The organism is Aestuariirhabdus litorea (genome assembly GCF_003864255.1).
In the GTDB taxonomy this organism is placed as follows: domain Bacteria; phylum Pseudomonadota; class Gammaproteobacteria; order Pseudomonadales; family Aestuariirhabdaceae; genus Aestuariirhabdus; species Aestuariirhabdus litorea.
On record NZ_QWEZ01000002.1, the window covers coordinates 1,301,180 to 1,325,894 of the forward strand.

The following is a 24,715-nucleotide window of genomic DNA, read 5'->3' on the forward strand; positions in this document are numbered from 1 at the left end:
GAATTAGAGGAGAACAGCGAATGTCAGAAGTGACAGTAGACCAACTCGCACAGGTTGTCGGTACTCCGGTAGAACGTATGCTGGAACAGATGAAGGACGCAGGTCTTTCCCAAACTTCCGGTAACGATTTGATTACCGACGAAGAGAAACAGAAGCTATTGGCGTACCTTAAGCGCAGCCACGGTGAAGCCGATACCGAGGCCGAGCCCAGCAAGATTACCCTCAAGCGCAAGACCGTAAGCCAGCTGAAGGTAGGTGGTGGCGCCAAGGGCAAAACCGTTAATGTGGAGGTGCGCAAGAAGCGTACTTACGTAAAGCGCAACATCGCCCCCGAGGTGGAGGTTGAGAAATCCCGTCGCGAGGAGGCTGTTCGCAAGGCTGACGAAGAGGATCGCAAGCTGCAGGAGGCTCGCCAGCGTCAGGAAACAGAGCGTCAGGCAGAAGAGGCTCGTAAGAAAGAGGAGTCTGAGCGTCGCGAGGCCGAGCGCCTGGAAGCGGAGCGCCAGGCCGCCGAGCTTCAGCGCAAGTCCATCGAGGACCAGCGCCGCGCAGAGCAGGATCGTGCGCGCCGTGAGGCTGAAGATGCGCGCCGTCAGGGCAATGAGCGTGGCCCTGGCCGTGGTAAGCGTTCCGCGGGTGGTCGTGCGACCCTGCACCGCAGCGAGAAAGCGCGTAAGGGCAGCGATCGCATGAGGGCAGGAAAGAACCACCGTCGTGGCAGTCAGCATGCCGAACACGCCTTTGAGAAGCCCACCGCACCGGTGGTGCGTGAAGTAGCCCTGCCGGAAACCATTACCGTGGCCGAGCTGGCCCAGCGCATGTCTGTGAAGGCGGCCGAGGTAATCAAGGCGATGTTTACCATGGGCTCCATGGTGACCATCAACCAGGTGATCGACCAGGAAACTGCGAGCATCGTGGTGGAGGAGATGGGTCACAAGGTGAAGCTGGTGAATGCCGACGCCATTGAGGAGGGTCTTGAAGATGATCATCAGGCCCACGAAGAGGGTGATGAGCAGTCCCGCGCCCCTGTGGTGACCGTTATGGGTCACGTAGACCACGGTAAGACCTCGCTGCTCGACCATATTCGTAAGGCCAAGGTGCAGGCCGGTGAGGCTGGTGGTATTACCCAGCATATCGGTGCCTACCACGTAGAAACCGGCCACGGCATGATCACCTTCCTGGATACCCCCGGCCACGCAGCGTTTACCGCGATGCGTGCCCGTGGTGCCAAGGCCACCGATATCGTGGTGCTGGTGGTGGCGGCCGATGACGGCCTGATGCCGCAGACGGAAGAGGCGATTCAACACGCAAAGGCCGCCGGTGTGCCCATGGTGGTGGCCATGAACAAGATGGATAAAGAGCAGGCGGATCCCGATCGCCTCAAGAGTGAGTTGGCCGCCAAGGATGTACTGCCTGAGGATTGGGGTGGTGATACCCCCTTCATTCCGGTATCGGCGCATACCGGGCTGGGTATCGATGACCTTCTCGACTCCATCCTGCTGCAGGCGGAGATCCTTGAGCTGAAGGCGGTACCTCAGGCGCCCGGCCGTGGTGTGGTGGTTGAGTCCCGTCTCGATAAGGGTCGCGGTCCAGTGGCTACCGTGCTGGTACAGAACGGTACCCTGCGTGCCGGCGATAACGTGCTGGTGGGCCAGCAGTATGGTCGTGTACGGGCCATGCTTGACGAAAACGGTGCTCCCATCAAGGACGCCGGCCCCTCCATCCCGGTCGAGATCCTGGGGCTGGACGGTACACCGGATGCGGGTGACGAGCTGCTGGTGGTGCGCGACGAGCGCAAGGCCCGTGAGATCGCCCTGTTCCGTCAGGGCAAGTTCCGCGAGGTGAAGCTGGCGCGTGCCCAGGCATCCAAGCTGGAGAACCTGTTCGACAATATGGGCGGCGATCGCAAGACCCTCAACGTGGTTCTTAAGACCGACGTACGGGGTTCCCTGGAGGCGCTTATTGGTGCCCTCAGTGACCTTGGCAACGACGAGGTCAGTGTGAAGGTGGTCTCCAGTGGTGTGGGTGGTATTACCGAAACCGATGCCAACCTGGCGCTGGCTTCCAACGCGGTGATCTTCGGCTTTAACGTTCGCGCCGACGCCAGTGCACGCCGTATCGTCGAGAGCGAAGATGTGGATATGCGCTACTACAGCGTTATCTACGACATCATCGATGATGTGAAAAAAGCCCTGACCGGTCTGCTGGGCTCCGAGCTGCGCGAAGAGATTGTCGGTATTGCCGAGGTGCGTGACGTATTCCGCTCACCCAAGCTGGGCGCCATTGCCGGCTGTATGGTGGTTGAGGGTACCGTTTACCGCAACGAGCGCATCCGTGTGCTGCGCGACAACGTGGTGGTGTTCGAGGGCGAGCTGGAGTCTCTGCGTCGCTTCAAGGATGACGTCAACGAAGTCCGTAACGGTGTCGAGTGTGGTATCGGTGTGAAGAGTTACAACGACGTACGCGTCGGTGACATGATCGAGGTCTTTAAAGGCGTCGAAGTCGCCCGTACCCTGGATAGCTGATCGATAATGGCCAAAGACTACAGTCGTACCCAGCGTGTCGCGGACCAGCTCCAGAAGGAGTTGGCCCGTGCCATCCAGCAGGAGATCAAGGACCCACGCCTGGGCATGGTAACGGTGAGTGGCGTTGACGTCAGCCGGGACCTGGCCTATGCGCGGGTATATGTCACCTTTATGGGGGATGAGAGCCCCGAGGCAATTGAGGAACAGCTCAAGGTACTCAACAGTGCCGCGGGTTTTCTCCGCTCACTGCTGGCGCGCGCCATTAAACTGCGTACCACTCCCCAGCTCAGTTTTCACTACGATGAGAGTCTCGCCCGTGGACGGCACCTCTCCTCGCTGATAGACCGGGCGCTGAGCGAAGACAGCAAGCACCCCCACGACGACAGCGATTCCACGGAGTAAGCATCCATGGGTCGTCGACATCGCGGACGCGCCATCAGTGGCATTGTCCTGGTGGACAAGCACCAGGGCGAAACCTCCAATGGCGTATTGCAACGGGTTAAGCGTCTCTATGGAGCCGCCAAGGCGGGCCACACCGGCAGCCTTGATCCCCTGGCGACCGGTGTGTTACCGATCTGCCTGGGAGAGGCCACCAAGTTTTCCCAGTACCTTCTCGACTCTGACAAAGGCTATCTCACCACCGCCCGCTTCGGCGCTCGCAGCAATACCGGTGATGCCGAGGGGGAATTGACCGAGGTCGCGGCTCCCGACTTTGATGCGGCCCGGCTGGAGCAGGTGCTGGAGCAGTTCCGTGGACCCCAGCAGCAGGTGCCACCGATGTACTCCGCCCTCAAGGTGGACGGCAAGCCGCTCTATAAGCTGGCCCGTGAAGGGATCGAGATCGAGCGCAAGGCGCGCTCGGTGGTCATTTATGAGCTCCTGGCCGAGGGGTACAATGGTGAAGAGGCTCAGCTGAGGGTGCTCTGCAGCAAGGGAACCTATATTCGCTCGCTGGTGCAGGATATCGGGGATGCCCTCGGCTGCGGTGCCTATGTAAAGACCCTCAGGCGTTTCCGCGCCGGGCCTTTCGAGGAGACGCAGAGCTACAGCATCGAGGCCCTGGAGGCGATTCGTGAAACCAGTGGTCACGAGGGGCTGGATGCCCTCTTGATCCCAGCCGACCAGGCGATTGCCCACTGGCCTGAAGTGTCGGTGGGGGATACCAGTGCCTACTACATTGGGCAGGGGCAGGCGGTGATGGTGCCTCGTTCCCCGGCCAGCGGCTGGGTGCGTATCTACCATCAGCCGGAGGCGGGTGAGCGCCTGTTTCTGGGTATTGGCGAGATCGATGATGACGGGCGCATCGCCCCCCGGCGATTAATTGTACGTTAATCGGCTATCTCTGCTATAATCGCGCATCCTTGGATCCCCGTTGGGGTCAGGGCGCATCAGGGTAACTGTAAATATGCACGGTTATGCCTGAATTCACGGCAGCCCAGGCTGCTCAATGCATATTTCTATGGAGAACATACCATGGCATTAAGTGCTGAAAAGAAAGCAGAAGTTGTTAAGCAGTATCAACAGTCTGAAGGTGATACCGGTTCCCCCGAAGTTCAGGTCGCTCTGCTGACCGCGAACATCGAGAGCCTGCAGGGTCACTTCAAGAACAACCACAAGGATCACCACTCACGTCGTGGCCTGATCCGCATGGTAAACCAGCGTCGTAAGCTGCTGGACTACCTGAAAGGCAAGAATGTTGATCGCTACAAGGCTCTGATTAGCAGCCTCGGTCTGCGTCGCTAAGTCTCGATGACTTATCGGCTGAATACCCACCCTCCGGTGGGTATTCCGTTTTTCAAGCACCGCTATTGATCCCGTTGGGGTCTTTAGCGGTGTTTTGTTTGTGCTGGACTCCCCGCCAGTTGGGCCACCTGAGAGAGATAGGATGTGGTCGACATGGGGTGCACAAACCGCCGCTCCGCGGCACTGCAGTAGAACGATAGGTAACGAACAGACGAATTTTGACAAACAGTAAGTAAAGAAGGAAACAACCGTGAACCCGGTAACTAAGACATTTCAATTTGGTGATCAAACCGTAACCCTGGAAACAGGTCGAATCGCGCGCCAGGCCACTGGTGCTGTAATGGTAACCATGGGCGGCCTGTCGGTCCTCACGACCGTCGTTGGCTCCAAGACGGCTGACGCAGGGCGTGGCTTCTTCCCCCTCTCCGTTCATTACCAGGAGAAGACCTACGCTGCCGGTAAGATCCCCGGTGGTTTCTTCAAGCGTGAAGGGCGTCCCTCCGAGCGCGAGACCCTGACCTCCCGTGTGATCGATCGCCCGATCCGTCCGCTGTTCCCCAAGGGATTCATGAACGAGGTGCAGGTGACCTGTACGGTGATGTCCACCGACAAGCGCCAGGATCCTGATATCGCCGCTATGATCGGTACCTCCGCTGCGCTGGCGATCTCCGGTATTCCGTTCGACGGCCCCATCGGTGCCGCCCGCGTCGGTTTCACCGAAGAGGACGGTTACATGCTCAACCCGGGCTTCGAGCAGCTCGAGGACTCCCTGCTGGCCATGGTGGTTGCCGGTACCAGCGAAGCGGTCCTGATGGTTGAGTCCGAAGCGGACGAACTGACCGAAGACGAGATGCTGGGTGCGGTTCTGTTCGCTCACCAGCAGTACCAAGCGGTGATTGCCGCCGTCAACGAGCTGGTTGCCGAAGCGGGCAAACCCCGTTGGGAGTGGCAGCCAGAGGCCAAGAACGAAGCCCTGCTGGACGCCGTTAACCTGGCTGCCGGCAGCAAGATCAGCGCCGCCTACAAGATCACCAACAAGCTTGAGCGTTACGACGAGCTCGATAGCGTGCGTGCCGCTGTGATCGAGCAGTTGGCCGGCGAAGGCGAAGGCCAGTACTCTGCCGAGGAGATCAAGAAGGCTTTCGCTTCCCTGGAGAAGAGCACCGTTCGCCAGAATGTGGTCAACGGCGAGCCTCGTATCGATGGTCGCGACACCCGCACCGTGCGTCCGATCAACGTGGAAGCCGGTATCCTGCCTCGTGCCCACGGTTCCGCCCTCTTTACCCGTGGTGAAACCCAGGCGATCGTGGCTGCAACCCTGGGCACTGCCCGGGATGCGCTTCGCCTCGACACCCTTGAGGGTGAAAAGCGTGACCCCTTCATGTTGCACTACAACTTCCCTCCCTACTCCGTTGGTGAGTGTGGTCGTGTCGGCAGCCCCGGTCGTCGTGAGATCGGTCATGGCCGCCTGGCGCGCCGTGGTATCCAGGCGATGCTGCCCACCGAGGAGGAGTTCCCCTACAGCATTCGTGTGGTTTCCGAGATCACTGAATCCAACGGCTCCAGCTCCATGGCCTCTGTCTGTGGTGCCAGCCTGGCCCTGATGGATGCGGGTGTTCCGCTGAAGGCTCCGGTGGCGGGTATCGCCATGGGCCTGGTGAAAGAGGGTGACAAGTTTGCCGTTCTGACCGATATCCTGGGTGATGAAGATCATCTGGGTGACATGGACTTCAAGGTAGCCGGTACCGACGAGGGCATCACCGCTCTGCAGATGGATATCAAGATCCAGGGGATTACCGAAGAGATCATGGAGATCGCGCTGGCCCAGGCCAACGAAGCGCGTATGCACATTCTGGGCGAGATGAACAAGGTACTGGCCGAGCCTCGTCCCGAGTTGTCCGACAATGCGCCCGCCATGACCGCACTCAAGATCGATCCTGACAAGATTCGTGACGTGATCGGAAAGGGCGGTGCTACTATCCGTTCAATCTGCGAAACCACCGGTGCATCCGTGGACATCGAAGATGACGGTACCGTCAAGATCTACGCCGAGGACAAGGCCGCGAGCAAAGCTGCAGTCGACATGGTGATGAGCATCACCGCCGAAGCCGAAGTAGGCAAGATCTACACCGGTAAGGTTGAGCGCATCGTCGACTTCGGTGCCTTCGTTAACATCCTGCCCGGCAAGGATGGTCTGGTTCATATCTCCCAGATCTCCGAGGAGCGTGTAGAGAAGGTGACTGACTTCCTCAAAGAGGGAGAAGAGGTGAAAGTGGTGGTGCTGGACGTGGACAACCGCGGACGCATCAAGCTGAGCATCAAGGAAGTCGCTGCCGCCGAGGCCGATCTGGAGGATTAATCCCCCACATCACCAAGGCAAAAAAGAGAGCTTCGGCTCTCTTTTTTTTTTGCTTACAGGATGTAAGTAGATCGCGTGAGCCAGGGAAGGCGGAAGCGATCCAAGGTAAAACGTAAGTAGATCGCGGGCCGATAACTGCTCCTGCGTGATCGGCACTTCCGACGTCCCTGTCGGTCGCGATAACTGCTCCTGCGGCTCTCTATCGTCAACCAGGCACTCCCGACATCCCTGTCGGTCGCTGCTGTGCGATAATGCGGGCTGGATCAGGAGCAGAGCATGGCAACAGAACAGATCAACCTATTGGTGGTTCTCGGTCCCACGGCCTCGGGCAAAACCCGCCTGGGTATCGAGTTGGCGCGGGACTGCGGAGGAGAGGTGATCTCCGCCGATTCGCGTCAGGTTTACCGGGGGATGGATATCGGTAGCGGAAAGGATCTCGAGGAGTATGGCGAGGTGCCTTACCATCTGATCGATATCGTCGATGCCGGAGAAGAGTACAACGTTTATCGCTACCAGCAGGATTTTTTTGATGTCTATGAGCAGCTGCGTATGCGGGACTGCCTGCCGGTCATGGTGGGTGGTAGTGGACTCTATCTCGAAGCAGTAGTGAGTGGTTATCGCCTTATCCATGTGCCGGAGAATGCCGCCTTGCGCAGCGAGCTGGCAGGGCTGGAGATGGGGCAGCTGGAGGCGCGACTGGCGGCCCTGAAGCCGTTGCACAACACCACCGACACTCTCGACCGCAAGCGCCTTGTGCGAGCGATCGAGGTGGCCGAGGGTGAGGCGCAGTTGGCCGATGCGTTGCCGCCGTTGCCCAGGGTAAGGCCCTTGCTGCTGGGGATTCGCTGGCCGCGTCCGCTGTTGCGCCAGCGCATTACCGAGCGGCTCCGCGCACGGCTGGAGGGGGGGATGATCGAGGAGGTGGAGCGGCTTCATGCCGAAGGTACCCCCTGGTTCCGGCTGCAGTATTATGGCCTCGAGTACCGTTACGTGGCCGATTACCTGCAAGGAGAGATCAAGAATCGTAACGACCTGATGCAAAAGCTCAATGCCGCGATCCATCAGTACGCCAAGCGCCAGGATACCTGGTTTCGGCGTATGGAGCGCCAGGGGCACCGCATTCACTGGCTGGATGCTGAGGGAGAGCCATTAGCCGAGGCGCGCGCACTGCTGGCCGAGCATGGCTTGTTATAAAGCGGTGGCTGCCAGGCGCTGCGGTGAGCAATAAAAAAGGCGCCTAGGGCGCCTTTTTTATTGCTTGTGAACCGCTTTGGCTTACTCGTCGAGGAAGCTGCGCAGGTGGTCGGATCGGGTCGGATGGCGGAGCTTACGCAGCGCCTTGGCTTCGATCTGACGGATACGCTCACGGGTTACGTCAAACTGCTTACCCACCTCTTCCAGGGTGTGGTCGGTGTTCATGTTGATGCCGAAACGCATGCGCAGCACCTTGGCTTCGCGTGCGGTCAGTCCTGCCAGCACCTCACGGGTGGCTTCGCGCAGGCCTTCGCCGGTCGCGGAATCCACCGGTGAGTGAATGGTGGTGTCTTCAATAAAGTCGCCAAGATGTGAGTCTTCATCATCACCAATGGGGGTCTCCATGGAGATCGGTTCTTTGGCAATCTTGAGGACCTTGCGAATCTTGTCTTCGGGCATCTCCATGCGCTCACCCAGCTCCTCGGGAGTGGGTTCGCGGCCCATCTCCTGCAACATCTGGCGAGAGATGCGGTTGAGCTTGTTGATGGTCTCGATCATGTGCACCGGAATACGAATGGTGCGCGCCTGGTCGGCGATCGAGCGGGTGATTGCCTGGCGAATCCACCAGGTGGCATAGGTGGAGAACTTGTAGCCGCGACGGTATTCGAACTTGTCGACCGCTTTCATCAGGCCGATATTGCCTTCCTGGATCAGGTCGAGGAACTGCAGGCCCCGGTTGGTGTATTTCTTGGCAATGGAGATCACCAGGCGCAGGTTGGCCTCCACCATCTCTTTCTTGGCGCGACGAGCGCGTGCTTCGCCGATCGACATGCGCCGGTTGATCTCCTTGATCTCGGCGATGGTGAGGGCAATCTGCTCCTCAATAGCGCACAGCCTGCGCTGGCTGCGGATGATGTCCTGGCGGTTCTCCTCCAGCCCCTGGGCGTGGGTATTAAACTTGGTGATCAGGCCGTCGATCCACTCGAGGTTAGTTTCGTTACCCGGGAATTCGGCCAGGAAGTTTTTACGCGGCAGGCGAGCGGAGCGTACGCAGGACTGCATCACGTTGCGCTCGTTGCGACGGATGGTATCCAGCGCGTTGCGTACCTTGAAGACCAGGTCGTCGAAGTGACGCGGCGTCAGCTTGATGGGCATGAACCTTTCGGCCAGCAGTTGCAATGCCTTATCGGCCTGCTTGCTGTCGCGGCCGTGCTTCTCGGAAGCCGCGTCAGCTTTCTTCAGCAGCTTGCGCAGCTCATCAAAGCGCAGGCGAGTTTCTTCCGGGTCTGGACCGTTGTCGGTATCGCTGTCGTCATCGTCGTCATCATCGTCATCGCTGTCATCGGAGTTGTCATCGGCGATGGGGGCTTCGCTTTCAACGCTGGTGGCGGGGGGAGGGATGGCGTCATCGGCGTCGAGGTAACCGCTGATGAGGTCGCTGATGCGACCCTCTTCCGCAATGATATGGTCATACTCATCGATGATCGACTGAACCGATCCGGGATAGTAGGCCAGGGCGGCCATTACTTCGCGGGTGCCCTCTTCGATCCGCTTGGCGATGACAATCTCGCCTTCGCGGGTGAGCAGCTCCACGGTACCCATCTCACGCATGTACATGCGCACCGGGTCGGTGGTGCGGCCAGTCTCCTGCTCTACAGCAGCCAGTGCGGCAGCGGCCTCTTCGGCGGCGATCTCGTCGGTCTCTGACTCGCTCAGCAGCAGTTCGTCCGCGTCTGGCGCCGTCTCATAGACCTTGATCCCCATGTCATTGATCATGCGGATGATGTCTTCTACCTGATCCGGGTCGGAGATATCTTCAGGTAGGTGATCGTTTACTTCTGCGTAGGTGAGGTAGCCTTGTTCTCGGCCCCGTGAGATTAGCTCTTTCAAGCGAGACTGCTGTTGTGCACTTGCGGACATATCAACCCTATTAACAACGAAAAGCGGGGTTACCTGATTAAACGGTAAGCGGGCAATTATAGCGTAGAACTGGCGATATGCACCAGCGCTGCACCGGGCAAAGTTGGTAGTTGCCCTACTATATGGGGGGAGATTGGTTGCTTTACAAGCGCTCGGAGAAAGTTTTTTGGGCTGGGGGATGGCTCGGCTCAGTTAAGGCTTTCCCGCTTGGCCCTGATCAGTTCTTTGAGGGTCTGTTTCTCGTCGCTGGTCAGTGCCCCCTGGTTGTCGCTCACCAACTTGTTCATGCGCTGGTGGTTATGGTTCTGGCGCGCCTGGGCATCGATTCGGCGCATGATCTCCGCGTAGAGGGTGGCCGGGTCCTCTGTGGGCAGTTCGGGGTTGCGGTGGGCGGGCGCCAGCACCTCTTCCAGCAGCTCGGTGGCGTAGAGCTCCCCCAGTAGCGCTCCCAGCGAGGGCTGTGGATGGGACTGCAGGGACTTGATCACCCGTAGCAGGGTGTGGATGGCTGCGTCCTGGCTGAGCTCCAGTGCATCGATGGCCGGTGTCTTGTGCACAATCTGCGGGTAGCGAAGCAGCAAAAAGAGCGCCTGCTGGGTGGGCTTGAGGATGCCGAGGCTAACCTCGTGGCGCTGCCGGGGCTGGTTGTTGAACGGGGCCCGGCTGAAGTGGGCGGGCGTTTCACTCTGGGGGGGGCGTTGCGCAGGGCGCGCTTCGGCAGTTGTGGTGACGGGTGCCTCGTCAATGCGCTCGCGCAGCTCCTGGGCTTCGAGCCCGGTGAGGTTGGCGAGCCGGCGTTGCATCAGGCTGCGGAAGGTGCCCACGGGCAGCTGCTGCAGCAGCGGAATCGCCAGTTTGGTCAGTTGGGCGCTGCCAGCGGGGCTGTCGAGGTCGAGATCCTGGCTGAGGTGCTCAAACAGGAAACGGTCCAGTGGCAGGGCCTGATCCTGGATGCGGGCGCGCAGGCCGTTGGCCCCCTCTTTCTGCACCAGGCTGTCGGGGTCTTCCCCCTCGGGCAGGAAGAGGAAGCGGCACTGGCGACCGTCGTCCATTAGCGACAGGCAGGACTCCAGGGCTCGCCAGGCGGCCTTGCGCCCGGCGGCGTCGCCGTCGAAGCAGAAAATGATCTCGGGTACCAGTTTGAAGAGACGCTGGATATGGTCGGCGGTAGTGGCGGTACCCAGAGTGGCCACGGCGTTGTGGATGCCGTGTTGTGCCAGGGCCACCACATCCATGTAGCCCTCGACCACCAGCAGCTGTTGCAGTTGGCGGTTGGCCTGGCGCGCTTCGTAGAGTCCGTAGAGCTCCTGTCCCTTATGAAAGACCGGAGTTTCCGGTGAGTTGAGGTATTTGGGCTTGTCGTCCCCCAGCACTCGGCCACCAAAGCCGATGGTGCGCCCACGGGGATCGCGGATCGGGAAGATGATACGGTCGCGAAAACGGTCGTAGCGCGTACCCTTCTCCTCGTTTTCCACCAGTAGACCCACCTCTAATAACTCGGCTTCGCCCTGTTCGGGGGTTTTGAGGGCCTGCAGCAGGTTGTCCCAGCCCGGCGGAGCGTAGCCAATGCCGAACTGGCGGGCGATGGCCCCCGACAGTTTGCGCTGTTTGAGGTAGTTGACGGCGCGGGGGCGCGCTTCGTGCTCGCGCAGCTGTTGCTGGAAGTATTGGCTGGCGCTTTCAAGCAGGTCGAAGATGCGGGTAAAACGCTGCTTCTGTTCGGGGCTGTTTCCACTGCTGGTGTCGCGGGGAACCTCGAGTCCCAGCTTGTTGGCCAGTTCTTCGACCGCTTCGGGAAAATCCAGGCGGTCAAACTCCATCACGAAGCCGATGGCATTGCCGGCGGCGCCACAACCAAAACAGTAGTAGAACTGCTTATCGGCATTGACGCTGAACGAGGGGGATTTTTCCTGGTGGAAGGGGCACAGGGCCGAATGGTTCTTGCCGGACTTTTTCAGTTTCAGGCGGGCGCTGACCACATCGACAATGTCGGTCCGCGCCAACAGGTCGTCAATAAAGGGTTGTGGAATCAAGCCGGCCATTGCTGGTGTGCTACCCGATGATGTGAGTCGGCCAGTGTATCACGCTGTGGGGAGATCTGTGTGGCAGAAGACTCTGCACTGGGGAGTGGATCAGGCGAGGGTGGCCTTGATCATCTTGCTGACGTCGCCCATATCGGCGCGACCCTGCAGCTGGGCCTTGAGTGCACCCATGACCTTGCCCATATCCTGCATGGACTGGGCGCCGGTGGCGCGAATGGTGTCGTCAATCAGGGCCTGGATCTCTTCCTGGCTCAGCTGAGCGGGGAGGAACTCTTGCAGAACAGTCACCTCGTAAGCTTCCTGTTCTGCAAGTTCGTCTCGTCCGGCGTCCTGGTACTGAGAGCAGGCATCGCGGCGCTGCTTGACCATTTTGTCGAGAATTGCCAATGAGCGAGCCTCGTCGACCTCAATGCGTTCATCCACTTCGATACGCTTGAATTCGGCGAGGGCCATGCGCACCACGCCCAGGCGAGCCTTATCTTTGGCTCGCATGGCCTCTTTCATCGCCTCGTTGAGGCGTTGCTTGGTGCTGCTCATTGGAATCGGGACGGGATCAGCAATTAGTAGAGGCGAGTCTGACGACGCTGATCACGGGAAGCCTTCTTGGCGTGACGCTTGATAGCGGCTGCTTTGGCACGCTTACGCACGGTAGTGGGCTTCTCGTAGTGCTCACGGCCACGAACTTCAGCCAGAACCCCGGCCTTCTCGCAGGAGCGCTTGAACCGACGCAGGGCAATGTCAAAAGGCTCGTTTTCTTTAACTTTTACCGCAGGCATTAGGTAATCACCTTCCTATTAAATGTGGTTTTAAGTAACTCAAGATTTTGGTGGTAATTCCACCAATCCCTCTATCAGGGGAGCGCATGTTACTGCCTTTGGTCAGTAAATGCAAAGTGGCTTGTTAAAAAATAGCACGCAGGGGACGGTGGTCCAAAGATGCAATCCCGTAACCATGGCAGTATGATTCGCGCCATACTGTTAGCGGTGGCCGAAGAGTGAGGGTGTAATGAAGGTTCTGGGGATTGAAACCTCCTGTGACGAGACGGGGATTGCGCTGTACGACAGCGACCACGGCCTTTTGGCCGACGCCCTGTTCAGCCAGACCGAGATGCATGCGGAGTACGGCGGGGTGGTCCCCGAGTTGGCCTCCCGCGACCATGTGCAGCGGGTATTGCCACTGATCCAGCAGGTGTTGGCGCAGGCCGGGCTGGAACGCAGCGCCATCGATGCCATCGCCTATACCGCCGGACCGGGGCTGATCGGTGCGCTGATGGTGGGCAGTTGCACTGCGCAGGCACTGGCTTACAGCTGGGGGATCCCTGCGCTGGGGGTGCATCATATGGAAGGGCATCTGCTGGCCCCCATGCTGGAGGAGAATCCGCCTGCGTTTCCCTTTGTCGCGCTGCTGGTCTCCGGTGGCCATACCCAACTGGTGGAGGTGGACGGTATCGGCTGCTATCGCCTGCTGGGGGAATCCCTCGACGACGCGGCCGGTGAAGCCTTCGATAAGGCTGCCAAGATGATGGGGCTTGATTACCCGGGGGGCCCCCGTATTGCCGCCCTGGCCCAACAGGGGCAGGGCGGTCGCTTCAAGTTTCCGCGGCCGATGACCGATCGTCCCGGGCTTGACTTCAGCTTCAGCGGTCTTAAAACCTTTACCCTTAATACGGTCGCCGAGCACAGCCGCGATGGCCAGTGTGACCCCCAGACCCGGGCCGATATCTGCCGTGCCTTCGAGGAGGCTGTGGTGGATACCCTGGTGATCAAGTGCCGGCGGGCGCTTCAACAGACCGGGCTCAAGCGGTTGGTGATCGCCGGTGGCGTCAGCGCCAACCGGCGCTTGCGGGAGGGGCTCGACGCCATGGCGCGCAAGTTGGGTGGCGAGCTGTTCTACGCCCGCCCCGAATTTTGCACCGACAATGGTGCCATGATCGCCTATGCCGGCTGCCAGCGCCTGCTGGCCGGGGAGCGCGAAACACTGGGCAGTAAGCCGCGCCCCCGCTGGCCGATGGAGACCCTGTCGCCACTGCCGAAAGCCGATACAGGAGGCGATTTGCGTGGATAGGGTTCGCATTGAAGAGCTGGCCGTGGAGGTGGTGATCGGGGTCTACGACTGGGAACGGGAGCAGACCCAGCCGCTGCTGCTGGACTTGTGGCTTGAGACCGATTTCAGCGCCGCCTTCGCCTCCGATGCCCTCGAGGATGCCCTTAACTACGCCGATATTGCCGAGCGGGTGCGCGCTTTCTGCGAGGCCAGCCGTTACCAGCTGCTGGAGACCCTGGCGGGGGCTGTCCTGCGCCTGTTACTGGAACAGTACAACGCCTCCCGGGCTGGGGTGCGAATTCGCAAGCCGCGGGCGATCGCTCCGGCGATGGCGGTGATTGAGTGTGAGCGGGGGCGGGATTTCCTTGAGTGAGCGTTTCGGTTACCTGATCGGGGTGGGCAGCAATCTCTCCCCGCGCGACAACTGCGAGCAGGTGGTGGGGGCGGTGCTGGCCTGCTTCGGGCGTTTGAGCCTCAGCAGCGCGGTCCATACCGAGCCGGTGGGGGTCAGTACCCCCAACGCCTTCATCAACCTGATGCTCTACATCGAGACCGACTGGCCCGCCGAGCGGCTCAAGGACTGGACCAACGCGCTGGAGGAGCGGCTGGGACGTGACCGCAGCCACCCCGAGCGCAAAATGATTGACCGACCGGCGGACCTGGACACCCTGCAGCAGCTGGTCCCCGGGCAGGCGCTGCAGCCGGAGCTGATCCGCGAGTCCTACTACCGCGACATTGTGCGGGAGCTGGCGGCGCACCTTGAGGGGGCGGCGCCCCGTCCCACTGCGCTGCCTGTCTGCCGCCTGCGGCTGATGGATGGCTCAGAGGTGGGCGATGGAGCGGCCACCATCCACCTTGATCGTGCTACCGGTCGTATAGGGATTGTCCAGTAGCGCCTGCAGTGCCAGGTAGATCGCCTCTTCGCCGCCCTCGCTCCTGAGCAGGGTCTGGCCGATGATCTGTTGCTTCACCGCCTCGCTGTGCCACTCCTTGAAGCGGATGGGACCCGGCGCGATAGCGTTCACCTTGACCTTGGGAGCCAGCTGTTTGGCGAAGGAGAGGCTGAGGTTGGCCAGCCCCGCTTTGCTGGCGCAGTAGATATCGAAGGCCGGGTTGGGATTGTCGGCAAAGATGTCGGTGATGTGAACGATATCGCTGTGGAGGGCCTGGCTGCGGTTCAACGCCTCGGCCAGTGCCCGGTTGAGCCGGTAGGGGGCCAGCATATGGATCCTGTAGAAGCGTTCGAACAGGGCGCTCGCCTCGGCCGGATCGTCTGGGGTGGTTTCGAAGGCCGAGGCGTTGTGAACCAGGGCGCGCACCGAGTGGCAGCGCTGGCGCAGCTCCTCGGCGAGTTGCTCGATCCCCTCGGGGCATGCGAGGTCTGCCTGCAGGCAGGGGATGCCCTGGTGCTGCAGCTGCTCAAGCTCCGGGCGCTCGCTGTGGTAGTGGGCCAGTACCCTGTAGCCCTGCTGCTTGAGGCGCAGGGCGCAATGGAGGCCGACGCGGGTGCCGGCGCCGGTGATGATCACCACCTCATCCATGGCTGGCTCCTTGACGGGGTTGTTGTTCGATCCATTGGCGGGCCAGCTCTATACGGCGCTGCCTGAGCGCCTCACCGAGGGCTGCTCCCTGTATCCCCTGCTGCATGAGGGCACGGGCATCGATCGACCGCGCCTGCTCGAGCAGCCCCAGGACACTGGTCGGCAAACTGCTGCACTGGAGCAGCTCGCCCAGTAGCCGGGCACACTCCAGCAGTTGCTGCAGGCGCTGCGGCCGACGCAGGCCGTCGAGCTGCTCCAGCAGCTGCCATAAAGACTCGGCTTGAGAGGCAGGCTGGTGCAGCTCGGGCAGGTGGCGGTTAAACATCAGCGCCAGCTCGCGAAACTCTTGTGGTACCCGCAGCCGCTCGGCCAAACGTTGCAGGGCGGTGCAATCCTCCTCCGTCGCCGCCAGGCTTTGCAGCGAGACCAGGGCAAAACGGTGCAGGGAGGGCAGTGCCTGCTCCTGGGCCAGTCGCAGGGCACGCAGGGGCAGCTGCTGCAGGCGCTCAAGCGCCACCTCGATCTCCGGCATCAGGACCCCCAGGGCGCCGCAGTCGCTGAGAACCTTAAAGTAGTGATCGGCGTCGGGTTCGCCAAGCGCCGACAGGGTCTCCTGCCAGACGCGCTCAGGCACCAGGTGTGCCAGCTCTCCCGACTCGACCATGGCGCCCATCAGAGCCTGGGTCTCTTCGGCAATGTGAAAGCCCAGGTGGTGGTAGCGGGCGCAGAAGCGGGCGACCCGTAAGACCCGCAGCGGGTCCTCGGCAAAGGCCGCCGAGACGTGACGCAGGCAACGGTTTTCAAGGTCGCGGGCACCCTGGTAGGGATCGATCAACTGGCCCGACTCGTCCATCGCCATGGCGTTGATGGTAAGGTCCCGGCGCAGCAGGTCCTCCTCCAGGGTGACGTCGGGAGCGGCATGAAACTCGAAACCGGTGTAGCCATGACCACTCTTGCGCTCGGTGCGGGCCAGGGCATACTCCTCACGGGTTTTGGGGTGCAGGAAAACCGGGAAATCGCGGCCGACCGCCTTGAAGCCCTCCGCCTCCATCTGCCGGGCATCGGCTCCCACCACGACCCAGTCACGGTCTTTGACCCCCAGGCCCAGCATGGCGTCTCGCACAGCACCTCCCACCAAATAGGTTTTCATCGGGCGTGACTCCGTTGCAGGGGGCGGGGGCAGTGCATACTAAGGGCTCCGGTGGTCGAGGATGGGGGCAGTGTAACCGGAGCCCGCTCGATAACAACAGTAAAAAGTCCAGCGGGGATTGACCCCCGGAGTTCGCGCCGGCACACTGCGGCCATGGCTGTTCACACGCTCTATTGCTACCCGTCTTTCCTGCTCCCGCTCTTTCGAGCCTGGGGCCGATGGCCTGCGTCGCAACAGGGGGGATGAATCGTCCCCGTATTTGACCAGGCCGCAGCGATTCCCCTGCGGTTTTTTTTGCCCCGCCGTTGGCGGGAATCGGTGAAAGGATAGCACCGAGCCTGCCGGGAGGAGTCCAGGTGAAACTGTTATTGGCCTACATCGGGGTGGTATTGATCTGGTCCACCACCCCCCTGGGGATCAAGTGGAGCGTCGAAAGCGCCTACTTCGTTGACGCCCTGTTTGGGCGCATGGCTCTGGCGGCACTCTTCTCCTGGCTGTTGTTACGGCTTCGGGGTGGACGTCTGTGCTGGCGAGGAACGGCGCTGCGCAGCTACCTGGCGGCCAGCCTGGGGATCTGGGGCTGCATGCTGATGGTCTACTGGTCGGCGCAGACCCTGCCCTCGGGGGTAATGTCGGTGCTGTTCGGGCTCTCCCCCTTGATGACCGGAGTGATCGCGACCCTGGTGCTGGGGGAGCGTGCCTTTACCCCGCTGCGTCTGTTGAGCCTGTTGCTGGCCCTCGCCGGCCTGGTGGTGGTGTTTTCCGGCGACCTGGCGGTGGGAGAGGGGCAGTGGCCTGCGCTGCTGGTAAATCTGACGGCGGTGGCGCTGTTCTGCGTCAGCGCGGTCTGGGTCAAGCGGGTGGACGCGGCGGTGGGTCCGCAGCAGCAGGCCACCGGCTCGCTGCTGGTGTCGATACCTGTGTTTGTGCTCTTCTGGGGCCTGCTGAGCCCGGCGGAGCCGGTGATGCCCGGGACCCGTTCATTGCTGGCCATCGCCTACCTGGCACTGTTCGGCTCGGTGATCGGCTTTGTGCTCTATTTCTATATCCTGCGCAATATGACGGCCAGCCAGGTCTCTTTGATCCCCATGATGACCCCCTGTATGGCGCTTTTCCTGGGCTATCTACTGAACGATGAGGCGCTTGCCACCACCACCCTGGTGGGGGCCGCGATGATTGTCTCGGCCCTGGGGCTCTACTTTGGCGAGGGGATGGTACCCCGCGCCAGCGGGGCTTTAACGAAATTCCGGCAACGGGCACTGGAGCGTCGTTAAGCGTCCGCTTTCCAGTTCCATGGCGGTCAGTTGTCCGCCCCACACGCAGCCCGTGTCGAGGGCAAACACATTGGGGTGGCACGCCTTGCCTTCCAGGGCCGCCCAGTGGCCGAACAGGATGCGCTGGTCGTCGCTCTTGCGCCGGGGGTGGCTGTACCAGGGCAGGAACCCCTTGGGGGGATCATCCGGTCCGTTTTTCTGGTCCAGGTTGAGGGTGCCATCGGCGCGGCAGAAGCGCATGCGGGTCAGGTAGTTGATGATCACGCGCAGGCGCGCCCAGCCCTTGAGGTTCTTGTGCCAGCAGGCCGGCTCGTCACCGTACATATTACCCAGCAGTTTGCGGTAGTTGTCGCTGCGCAGTACTGACTCCACCTCGGCTGCCCGGTTGAGCGCCGCCTTGAGGGACCAGATCGGTGGGATGCCCGCATGCACCAGGGTGTAGTTGAGCCGCGGGCAATGGTGGATGAGGGGCAGGTGGCGCAGCCAGTGCAGCAGCTCATCGCGGTCCGGGGCCTCCAGTATGGCGGTCAGGGTATCCTGGCGTCGATCCCGCATCACCTCGTTGGCGACCGCCAGCAGGTGCAGGTCGTGGTTGCCCAACACCGCTATGCAACGATCCCCCAGCCCCTTGAGAAAACGCAGGGTCTCTAGGGACTGGGGTCCCCGGTTGACCAGGTCGCCGGCGATCCACAGGCGGTCCTCGTCGGGGTCGAACTCGACCAGGGCCAGCAGATCCTCCAGCTGGTCAAAGCAGCCCTGGATATCGCCTATTGCATAGGTGGACATGGCGGCCCCTTACTCCTCGTCGCCACTACTGGCCCGCTCCGCGAGGCGATCGCTGATGGCTACAAACTGGGCGAGGGAGACACGCTCGGGGCGGGTTCCGGAGTCGATCCCCAGGGCATCGATACTGTCGGCGTCGATGAGGGTTTTGAGCGCGTTGCGAAGGGTCTTGCGGCGCTGGGTAAAAGCGGTGCGTACCACCTGTTGCAGCAAACTCACATCCCTGGCCGGATGCGGCAGCTCGGTATGGGGGCGCAGGCGAACGATGGCGGACTCCACTTTGGGGGCCGGGTTGAAGGCACCCGAGCCGACCGGGAACAGAAAGTCCACCTGGCAGTAGTACTGCACCATGATGCCCAGGCGTCCGTAGTGATTGTCGCCGGGGCCGGCGGCCAAACGGTCCACCACCTCCTTCTGCAGCATGAAGTGCATATCCTCGATCAGCGACTGGTAGCTGAGCAGGTGGAACATCAGCGGGGTGGAGATGTTGTAGGGCAGGTTGCCGATGATGCGCAGCTTTTCACCGTCGCGCTGCAGGCTGCTGAAGTCGAAACGCAGGGCGTCCCCCTGGTGCAGGGCGAAGTTGTCCTTGAGGGCGAACTGGGCCAACAGGATGGGCACCAGGTCCTGATCCAGCTCCACCACGTCGAGCTGGGCCCCGGAATCCACCAGGTCCCGAGTGAGGGCGCCCTGGCCGGGGCCGATCTCCACCAGGTGGTCACCTGTCTTGGGGGCAATGGAGCGGATGATGCGGTTGATAACACCGGCATCGTGGAGGAAATTCTGGCCGAAGCGTTTGCGAGCGCGATGCTCAAACGGCGATTTATGGGACATGCGGTCTCTCAGTGAATCAGCGGCCGCGGGCGGCGCTCATCTGTTGGGCGTAGCGAAGGGCGGTCAGCAGGCTGCCGGTATCGGCCTGGCCGCTACCGGCGAGGTCGAGGGCGGTGCCATGGTCCACCGATGTGCGGATTATAGGTAAACCGAGGGTAATATTCACCGCCTGTCCAAAACCGCGGTATTTGAGAACCGGCAGCCCCTGGTCGTGATACATGGCCAGCACCGCATCCGCCCCCTCCAGGTGGTGGGGTGTGAACAGGGAATCGGCGGGCAAGGGCCCGGTCAGCTGCAGTCCCTCCTGCCGCAACTTCTCGAGACAGGGCTCGATCACCTCGATCTCTTCGCGCCCCAGATGCCCCCCTTCGCCGGCGTGGGGGTTGAGACCGCACACCAGGATGTGGGGCCGGGCGATACCGAACTTCTCTTCCAGGTCCCGTTGCAGGATGCGGGTAACGGTTTCCAGGCGGGCGGGGGTGATGGCGTCGGCCACCTCCCGCAACGGCAGGTGGGTGGTGACCAGTGCGACCCTGAGCCCTTCGGTGGCGAGCATCATCACCACCATCGGGGTATTGGTCTGCTCGGCCAGGTACTCGGTATGGCCGCTGAAGGGAATGCCGGCCTCGTTAATAATGCCCTTGTGAACCGGGGCGGTGACCATGGCGCTGAAGTCGCCGCGCTGGCAGCCCTCGATGGCAATATCCAGGGTGCGCAGCACATAGGCCGCGTTGGCTGCATCCAGCTGGCCGGCAGTCGAGGGGCGAGCCAGCGCTGTAGGCACCACCGCCAGCGAGCCGGGTTGGTGGGGAGGCAGTCCGGTGTCCGGCAGGGTTTTGCGGTCAACGAGCTGCACACGAAGAGGAAGCCCCAGTAGTTGGGCGCGCTGGCGCAGGAGGTCGGGGTCGCCGACCACCACCAGGGGGGTGTCCAGCGGCCGCTGGGCGACCTGTACACAGAGCTCGGGGCCGATACCGGCGGGCTCTCCGCTGGTGATGATGATCGGGGCGGGCATGGATGCTCTCCTCGGCGGCGTTGCGGGGACTCCGCCGGGGTTAGATCTTGAGTTCTACAAAGGTGTCATCGCGGATTTCGCGCAGCCACAGCTCCACCTCCTCCTCGAACTTGCGCTCATGGAGGATGTTGCGGATCCGGTTCTCCTTGACCGCAACGCTCATGTCCCGGCTGCGCTCCCCCAGGACCTCGAGTATGTGCCAGCCATACTGGCTCTTGAAGGGTTCGCTCACCACGAAGTGGGGGGTGTCCTTCATCACCTGCTGGAACTCCGGCACCAGGTCGTCGGGATTGACCCAGTCGAGGCGACCGCCGTTGAGGGCGGAGCCGGTGTCGTCGGAGTGGGCGCGGGCCAGGTCAGCAAAATCCTCACCCGCTTCGATGCGGCTGTAAAGCTGGGCCGCGAGTCGACGGGCATCCTCGTCACGGCGGATCTCATTGGGCTTGATGAGAATGTGTCGCACGTCGTACTGGCGTTGGATCAGGGTGTTGTCCCCCCGTACGTCCGCCAGCTTGATGATGTGAAAGCCGCTGGCGGTGCGCATGGGGCGAGCAATATCCCCCACCTTCATCTGCTTGGCCTGCTTGGCGAAGAGGCTGGGTAGCTGGTCCGCCTTGCGCCAGCCCAGATCCCCCCCCTCGAGTGCGGAGCGGCCGCTGGAGTAGGTCAGGGCCAGTTGCTCAAAGTTGGCGCCCTCCTGCAGCTTTTGGTAGATCTCTCCGGCCGTCTGCTGGGCGGTGGCAATCTGGGCCGGGGAGGGAGCTTCCGGCAGGGGAACCAGAATGTGGGTAAGGCGGTAGTCGGCGGATAGCTGGTACTGCCCCTCTTCGGAAAATTCGAAGTTGCGCACCTCCTGCTCGGAGATGTGGATACGATCATTGACCCGTGCCTGGCGGATGCGGTTGATGGTGAGATCGCGGCGCACCTGCTCACGGGCCTGGGTATAGGAGATACCATCGGCCTCGAGGGTCTCCTTGAATTGGGTCAGGCTCATGTTGTTGCGCTCGGCAATCCGCGCCATGGTCTCGTTGAGGGTCTGGTCATCAATGCGGATACCGGCCCGCTCACCCATCTGCAGCTGGATACTCTCCATCACCAGACGCTCAAGTACCTGCTCTTTAAGAATCTCATCGGGAGGCAGGACACCGTCACGGGCCCTGATCTGCGCCTTGACGCTGGCAATCCGCTGCTCCACTTCGGAGAGCATCACCACATCGTTGTTGACGATGGCGGCGATACGGTCGAGGGGCTGCTGGGCCGCAAATAGAGGGCCACTAGCGAGTGCTATGGAGGCGCTCAGGGCGAGGGTTTTCATCAATTTCATTGCTAGTTGGTACTCTTGTCGTGTTCTTCGTAGCCCTTGATACCCGACAGGTATTGGGCATTGGTTCCGAAGCCGCCGAGTCCCTTGAGTACAAACTGGAGGACCACGGCGTTTTCGGTGTCGGCATTTTCAATATCATCGGTGCTGCCATTCAGCCCCTGGCGAAACAGGAAACGGACCTTGTAGCAGCAGCTGTCGTATTCGGTACCCGCCAGAATCTCAAGATTCTTGTTGTTGGTCAGGTCATGGTTCCAGCGCCCCAGCAGGCTCCAGTCGCCAAACAGCGGCCAGATGCCGGAGATGTCGGACTGGGAAATGCTGCCATCGGTGAAGGCGCCGGGTATGGCGTTGCCGTCGTCATCCTTGATGGTGCGGTCCGCACGTTTGCTGTAGCGGTAGGCGATATCCAGCATGCGCGCCGAGTCGGTGCTGTAGTGATAGGCTAAACCGTACTCCTGGTTCCAGCTCTGGTCGACGTTGTAGATCCACTCCTGGCGCAGGCTGCTGGCCCGACTCAGGTGCCACACCAGCTCGGAGGCGATCGGGGAGGCCGAGGCCTCGGCCTCGTCCAGCGCCCACTGGCGCCCCTGGCTGAGGTTGCTGTCGGCCCCCTCCTCATCCTGGAACTTGCCGTAGTAGGGGTCGAGAAGGACCTTGCGGTCATCGAAGTAGTAGGTCTGACCGATGGCAAAGCGGAAAGTTTCCCCCCCCTCGTTGTCCAGCAGGCGGGTGGTGACCCCGAGCGAGACCCGGTTGGCATCGGCGAGGCGGTCGTGGCCGCTGAAGCGATCTTCCCGCCACAAGGAGTCGTAGCTGAACTGGTAGACCCCGCTGTCGAACAGCGGGTTCTGGAACTGGCCCTTCTGTTCGGGTACGAAGAGATAGAACAGGCGGGGCTCCAGGGTCTGGGTGTAGCTGCGGCCAAAATAGCGGGTGCTGCGGTCAAAGTAGAGGCCGCTGTCGAGGCTGAACATGGGGGCGCTGGTGGAGGGGGAGGTGTCGTACTCCAGTCCCAGGGGGTTCCTGACCGGGTCGTTAAAATCTTCCCGGTTCATGTTGGTCAGGCGATAGTGGATGGTTTTGCCCTTGATGCCGGGCTCGATATAGGCAAAGGGCCACTGCCAGCGGTAGCTGGCGCCGGTCTCCAGGTAGACACGGGTGCCGTTGGCGTTGGTCAGCTCATCAGCGCCCTCTCCGTAAAGGCTGCGCTCGATGTCGTAGCGGCGTTCAAACTCACTTTTATCCGCCTCGGCCAGCTTGCCGATGTATTTCCAGTTGTCGTCGCGGGTGAAATAGGTGGTATCGGCGAGCCAGCTGAAACTGAGTTGTTCGCTGGCGTTCCAGCCCCCGGTGAGCTCCAGTTGAGGCATTTTCTCGTAGGGGTCGTCCTTGTCCTCGCGCATGTTCTTGAAGGACTGCAGGTTAGCGCGCAGGGACCAGAAAAGATCGTCATCGCCTCCGCGGTAGCGGGTTTCCAACTGCTGGTTGAGGTTGTCCGCCGAGGAGACCTCCAGGGAGGAGCCGAAGTCTCGCAGGTAATCCTTGTCGCTGGCGTTGGTGAAATCGAGGCTGGCGTCCCAGCGGCTGCTCAGCTGCTGGTCGTGCTGGACGTTAAACAGCCAGCGGTCCTCATCGTAGTTGCGGTTCTTGTCCTTGAGGTTGTCGCTCGGCAGGATCGCGCCGCCGACCTGTCCCTCGCTTTCACGGGTCAGGTAGCGGAACTCCGACTCCAGCGACACCCCTCGCTCGGTCTGCAGGCGGGGGGTCAGGGTGGCGTCGTAGTTGGGGGCCAGGTTGAGGTAGTAGGGGGTGATCAGGTCAAAGCCGTTTTCGCTACTGAGGCCCAACTGCGGATAGAGGAAACCGGACTGGCGGCGCTCATCGATCGGGAAATGGATGTAGGGGGTGTAGAACACCGGTACATCCTTGACCCGTAACACCGCATGGGTGCCACTGCCGAACCCTGAGTCGGGGTTGATGCTCAGCTCGCTACCAGTGATGGCCCAGCTATTATCGGCAGGGGGGCAGGTGGTGTAGCGGGCATCGGTCAGCTCAATGACGCCATCTTCGCGCCGCACCAGCTGTTGGGCCCCGCCCCGGGAGCGGCTGGAGTGCATGGCGAAGTCAACCGCCTGCGCCTCGACCCGGCCGTTCTGCATCTGGATGCGGGTGCTGTCGCTGATCAGCAGCAGGTCGGGCTCGCGGAGTACGACATTACCCTCAAACTCGGCGATTTCGGTCTGCTCGAAGAGCCGCGCCTCGTCGCTTTCCACCTGACGGTAGCCCTGGTTCACCCGCACATGACCGCTAAAAGTGGCCTGTTCCCCTGCCAGATAGGAGGAGTGGTCGGATTCGGCACGGATGGGGGCGTCAATCGGCTTGCCCCGTGAGGCCAGCCCCTCGCGCTCCGGCTCCAGGTAGGCTCCGCTGCAGTGGGGGGCGATAGCGGCACGTTGTTCGGCACTCATCTGCTGAACGGGAATCCAGTCGAGGGTGGTTCGCAGCTCGGAGGCGACCACAGGCCGGGTCGGCACCAGTCCTGTGCGGCTCCCGCTGCCGGTGGTCACCGGTGTCCCCGCCGTCTGCTCGCAGACCCAGTTTTGCTGGGCATCGGGCAGGCAACGCCATTTGACAGCCGAGGGCTCGGGGGTGGCAGTGGCGGCGTAGGCGCTGTGGGTAAACAGCAGGCCGGCGCCAAGAGCAAGGGGTAAGCGCCGTTTAAACGGGGGGGGTAATACTGCCATAGTGTGTCGAGTCCGGGCGTCCTGTCGGAAATGCGAGTGGGGACATTCTGGGTTAGGTTATCGCCGCCCCAATGCCGGACAGCAGTAGGGATGATAAAGCATTCTTCGGGTAAGCCGCTAGCCCGAAAGGGCGCTTAACCGGGCGACACCCGAACCCCGGTGAGGGTGATCCCCTATTGAGCTGGGGACACGCTTTGCATAAGGTGGGCGACTTCGCTCGGACT

Annotated in this window: 21 protein-coding genes; 10 read left to right on the top strand and 11 right to left on the bottom strand. The window is 61.5% G+C overall.

Annotated features, from left to right (window positions below):
* The first annotated feature begins 20 nt into the window (after positions 1–20).
* From infB to miaA, 6 genes are all read left to right on the top strand, one after another.
* Positions 21–2,525 carry a translation initiation factor IF-2 gene (infB, locus tag D0544_RS16140; protein ID WP_125017965.1) on the top strand — a complete coding sequence of 835 codons (2,505 nt, stop codon included), beginning with the start codon at positions 21–23 and terminating at the stop codon, positions 2,523–2,525.
* Positions 2,526–2,531: 6 nt separating this feature from the next.
* Positions 2,532–2,927, top strand: a complete 396-nt coding sequence (gene rbfA, locus D0544_RS16145; protein ID WP_125017967.1) for a 30S ribosome-binding factor RbfA — start codon at positions 2,532–2,534, stop codon at positions 2,925–2,927.
* 6 nt (positions 2,928–2,933) lie between these two features.
* Positions 2,934–3,857 carry a tRNA pseudouridine(55) synthase TruB gene (gene truB, locus D0544_RS16150; RefSeq protein WP_125017969.1) on the top strand — a complete coding sequence of 308 codons (924 nt, stop codon included), beginning with the start codon at positions 2,934–2,936 and terminating at the stop codon, positions 3,855–3,857.
* Between the two features lie 141 nt (positions 3,858–3,998).
* Positions 3,999–4,268, top strand: a complete 270-nt coding sequence (gene rpsO, locus D0544_RS16155) for a 30S ribosomal protein S15 (protein ID WP_125017971.1) — start codon at positions 3,999–4,001, stop codon at positions 4,266–4,268.
* Positions 4,269–4,518: 250 nt separating this feature from the next.
* Entirely contained in the window at positions 4,519–6,627 is a 2,109-nt protein-coding gene (gene pnp / locus D0544_RS16160; protein WP_125017973.1) for a polyribonucleotide nucleotidyltransferase, read from the top strand.
* A 276-nt stretch (positions 6,628–6,903) separates the two neighbouring features.
* Positions 6,904–7,821, top strand: a complete 918-nt coding sequence (gene miaA / locus D0544_RS16165; protein WP_125017975.1) for a tRNA (adenosine(37)-N6)-dimethylallyltransferase MiaA — start codon at positions 6,904–6,906, stop codon at positions 7,819–7,821.
* A gap of 81 nt (positions 7,822–7,902) precedes the next feature.
* Here miaA and rpoD read toward each other — a convergent pair whose 3' ends face one another.
* The 4 genes from rpoD to rpsU form a co-directional block, all read right to left on the bottom strand.
* Positions 7,903–9,741: an RNA polymerase sigma factor RpoD gene (gene rpoD / locus D0544_RS16170; RefSeq protein ID WP_125017977.1), complete on the bottom strand. Its 1,839-nt coding sequence runs from the start codon at positions 9,739–9,741 to the stop codon at positions 7,903–7,905.
* 188 nt (positions 9,742–9,929) lie between these two features.
* Entirely contained in the window at positions 9,930–11,783 is a 1,854-nt protein-coding gene (dnaG, locus tag D0544_RS16175) for a DNA primase (protein ID WP_125017979.1), read from the bottom strand.
* A gap of 90 nt (positions 11,784–11,873) precedes the next feature.
* Positions 11,874–12,320, bottom strand: a complete 447-nt coding sequence (locus tag D0544_RS16180) for a GatB/YqeY domain-containing protein (protein ID WP_125017981.1) — start codon at positions 12,318–12,320, stop codon at positions 11,874–11,876.
* 23 nt (positions 12,321–12,343) lie between these two features.
* Positions 12,344–12,559: a 30S ribosomal protein S21 gene (gene rpsU, locus D0544_RS16185; RefSeq protein ID WP_125017983.1), complete on the bottom strand. Its 216-nt coding sequence runs from the start codon at positions 12,557–12,559 to the stop codon at positions 12,344–12,346.
* 229 nt (positions 12,560–12,788) lie between these two features.
* Here rpsU and tsaD point away from each other — a divergent pair, with 229 nt between their 5' ends.
* Genes tsaD through D0544_RS16200 form a run of 3 tightly spaced genes read left to right on the top strand, consistent with a single transcriptional unit; the run spans position 12,789 to position 14,719 of the window.
* Positions 12,789–13,847 (top strand): tRNA (adenosine(37)-N6)-threonylcarbamoyltransferase complex transferase subunit TsaD, encoded by a 1,059-nt coding sequence (gene tsaD / locus D0544_RS16190; RefSeq protein ID WP_125017985.1) that lies wholly within the window; start codon positions 12,789–12,791, stop codon positions 13,845–13,847.
* Positions 13,840–14,199, top strand: coding sequence for a dihydroneopterin aldolase (gene folB, locus D0544_RS16195; protein ID WP_125017987.1), 360 nt, complete (start codon positions 13,840–13,842; stop codon positions 14,197–14,199). Before tsaD ends, folB begins: the two co-directional genes overlap by 8 nt.
* Positions 14,192–14,719 carry a 2-amino-4-hydroxy-6-hydroxymethyldihydropteridine diphosphokinase gene (locus tag D0544_RS16200; RefSeq protein WP_164880954.1) on the top strand — a complete coding sequence of 176 codons (528 nt, stop codon included), beginning with the start codon at positions 14,192–14,194 and terminating at the stop codon, positions 14,717–14,719. Before folB ends, D0544_RS16200 begins: the two co-directional genes overlap by 8 nt.
* Here D0544_RS16200 and D0544_RS16205 read toward each other — a convergent pair.
* The gene (locus tag D0544_RS16205) at positions 14,648–15,367 is read right to left on the bottom strand and encodes an SDR family NAD(P)-dependent oxidoreductase (protein WP_125017991.1); all 720 of its coding nucleotides are present in this window, start codon (positions 15,365–15,367) and stop codon (positions 14,648–14,650) included. The two genes, D0544_RS16200 and D0544_RS16205, sit on opposite strands and share 72 nt — an antisense overlap.
* On the bottom strand, positions 15,360–16,517 hold the full coding sequence (locus D0544_RS16210) for a tRNA nucleotidyltransferase/poly(A) polymerase-related protein (RefSeq protein WP_125017993.1): 1,158 nt from the start codon (positions 16,515–16,517) through the stop codon (positions 15,360–15,362). The genes D0544_RS16205 and D0544_RS16210 overlap by 8 nt, the downstream gene beginning before the upstream one ends.
* 356 nt (positions 16,518–16,873) lie before the next feature.
* On the opposite strand from D0544_RS16210, the gene D0544_RS16215 reads away from it, so the two are divergent.
* Positions 16,874–17,791 carry a DMT family transporter gene (locus tag D0544_RS16215; RefSeq protein WP_164880955.1) on the top strand — a complete coding sequence of 306 codons (918 nt, stop codon included), beginning with the start codon at positions 16,874–16,876 and terminating at the stop codon, positions 17,789–17,791.
* Here the strand turns inward: D0544_RS16215 and D0544_RS16220 are convergent.
* Genes D0544_RS16220 through D0544_RS16240 form a run of 5 tightly spaced genes read right to left on the bottom strand, consistent with a single transcriptional unit; the run spans position 17,753 to position 24,491 of the window.
* A complete protein-coding gene (locus D0544_RS16220) occupies positions 17,753–18,577 on the bottom strand; it encodes a symmetrical bis(5'-nucleosyl)-tetraphosphatase (RefSeq protein ID WP_125017997.1) in 825 nt (274 codons plus the stop codon). The genes D0544_RS16215 and D0544_RS16220 overlap by 39 nt on opposite strands.
* 9 nt (positions 18,578–18,586) lie before the next feature.
* Positions 18,587–19,408 carry a 16S rRNA (adenine(1518)-N(6)/adenine(1519)-N(6))-dimethyltransferase RsmA gene (gene rsmA / locus D0544_RS16225; protein WP_125017999.1) on the bottom strand — a complete coding sequence of 274 codons (822 nt, stop codon included), beginning with the start codon at positions 19,406–19,408 and terminating at the stop codon, positions 18,587–18,589.
* 16 nt (positions 19,409–19,424) lie between these two features.
* A complete protein-coding gene (gene pdxA / locus D0544_RS16230) occupies positions 19,425–20,423 on the bottom strand; it encodes a 4-hydroxythreonine-4-phosphate dehydrogenase PdxA (RefSeq protein ID WP_125018000.1) in 999 nt (332 codons plus the stop codon).
* Positions 20,424–20,463: 40 nt separating this feature from the next.
* On the bottom strand, positions 20,464–21,747 hold the full coding sequence (locus D0544_RS16235) for a peptidylprolyl isomerase (protein ID WP_125018003.1): 1,284 nt from the start codon (positions 21,745–21,747) through the stop codon (positions 20,464–20,466).
* A gap of 2 nt (positions 21,748–21,749) precedes the next feature.
* On the bottom strand, positions 21,750–24,491 hold the full coding sequence (locus D0544_RS16240; RefSeq protein WP_125018005.1) for an LPS-assembly protein LptD: 2,742 nt from the start codon (positions 24,489–24,491) through the stop codon (positions 21,750–21,752).
* Positions 24,492–24,715: the final 224 nt, after the last annotated feature.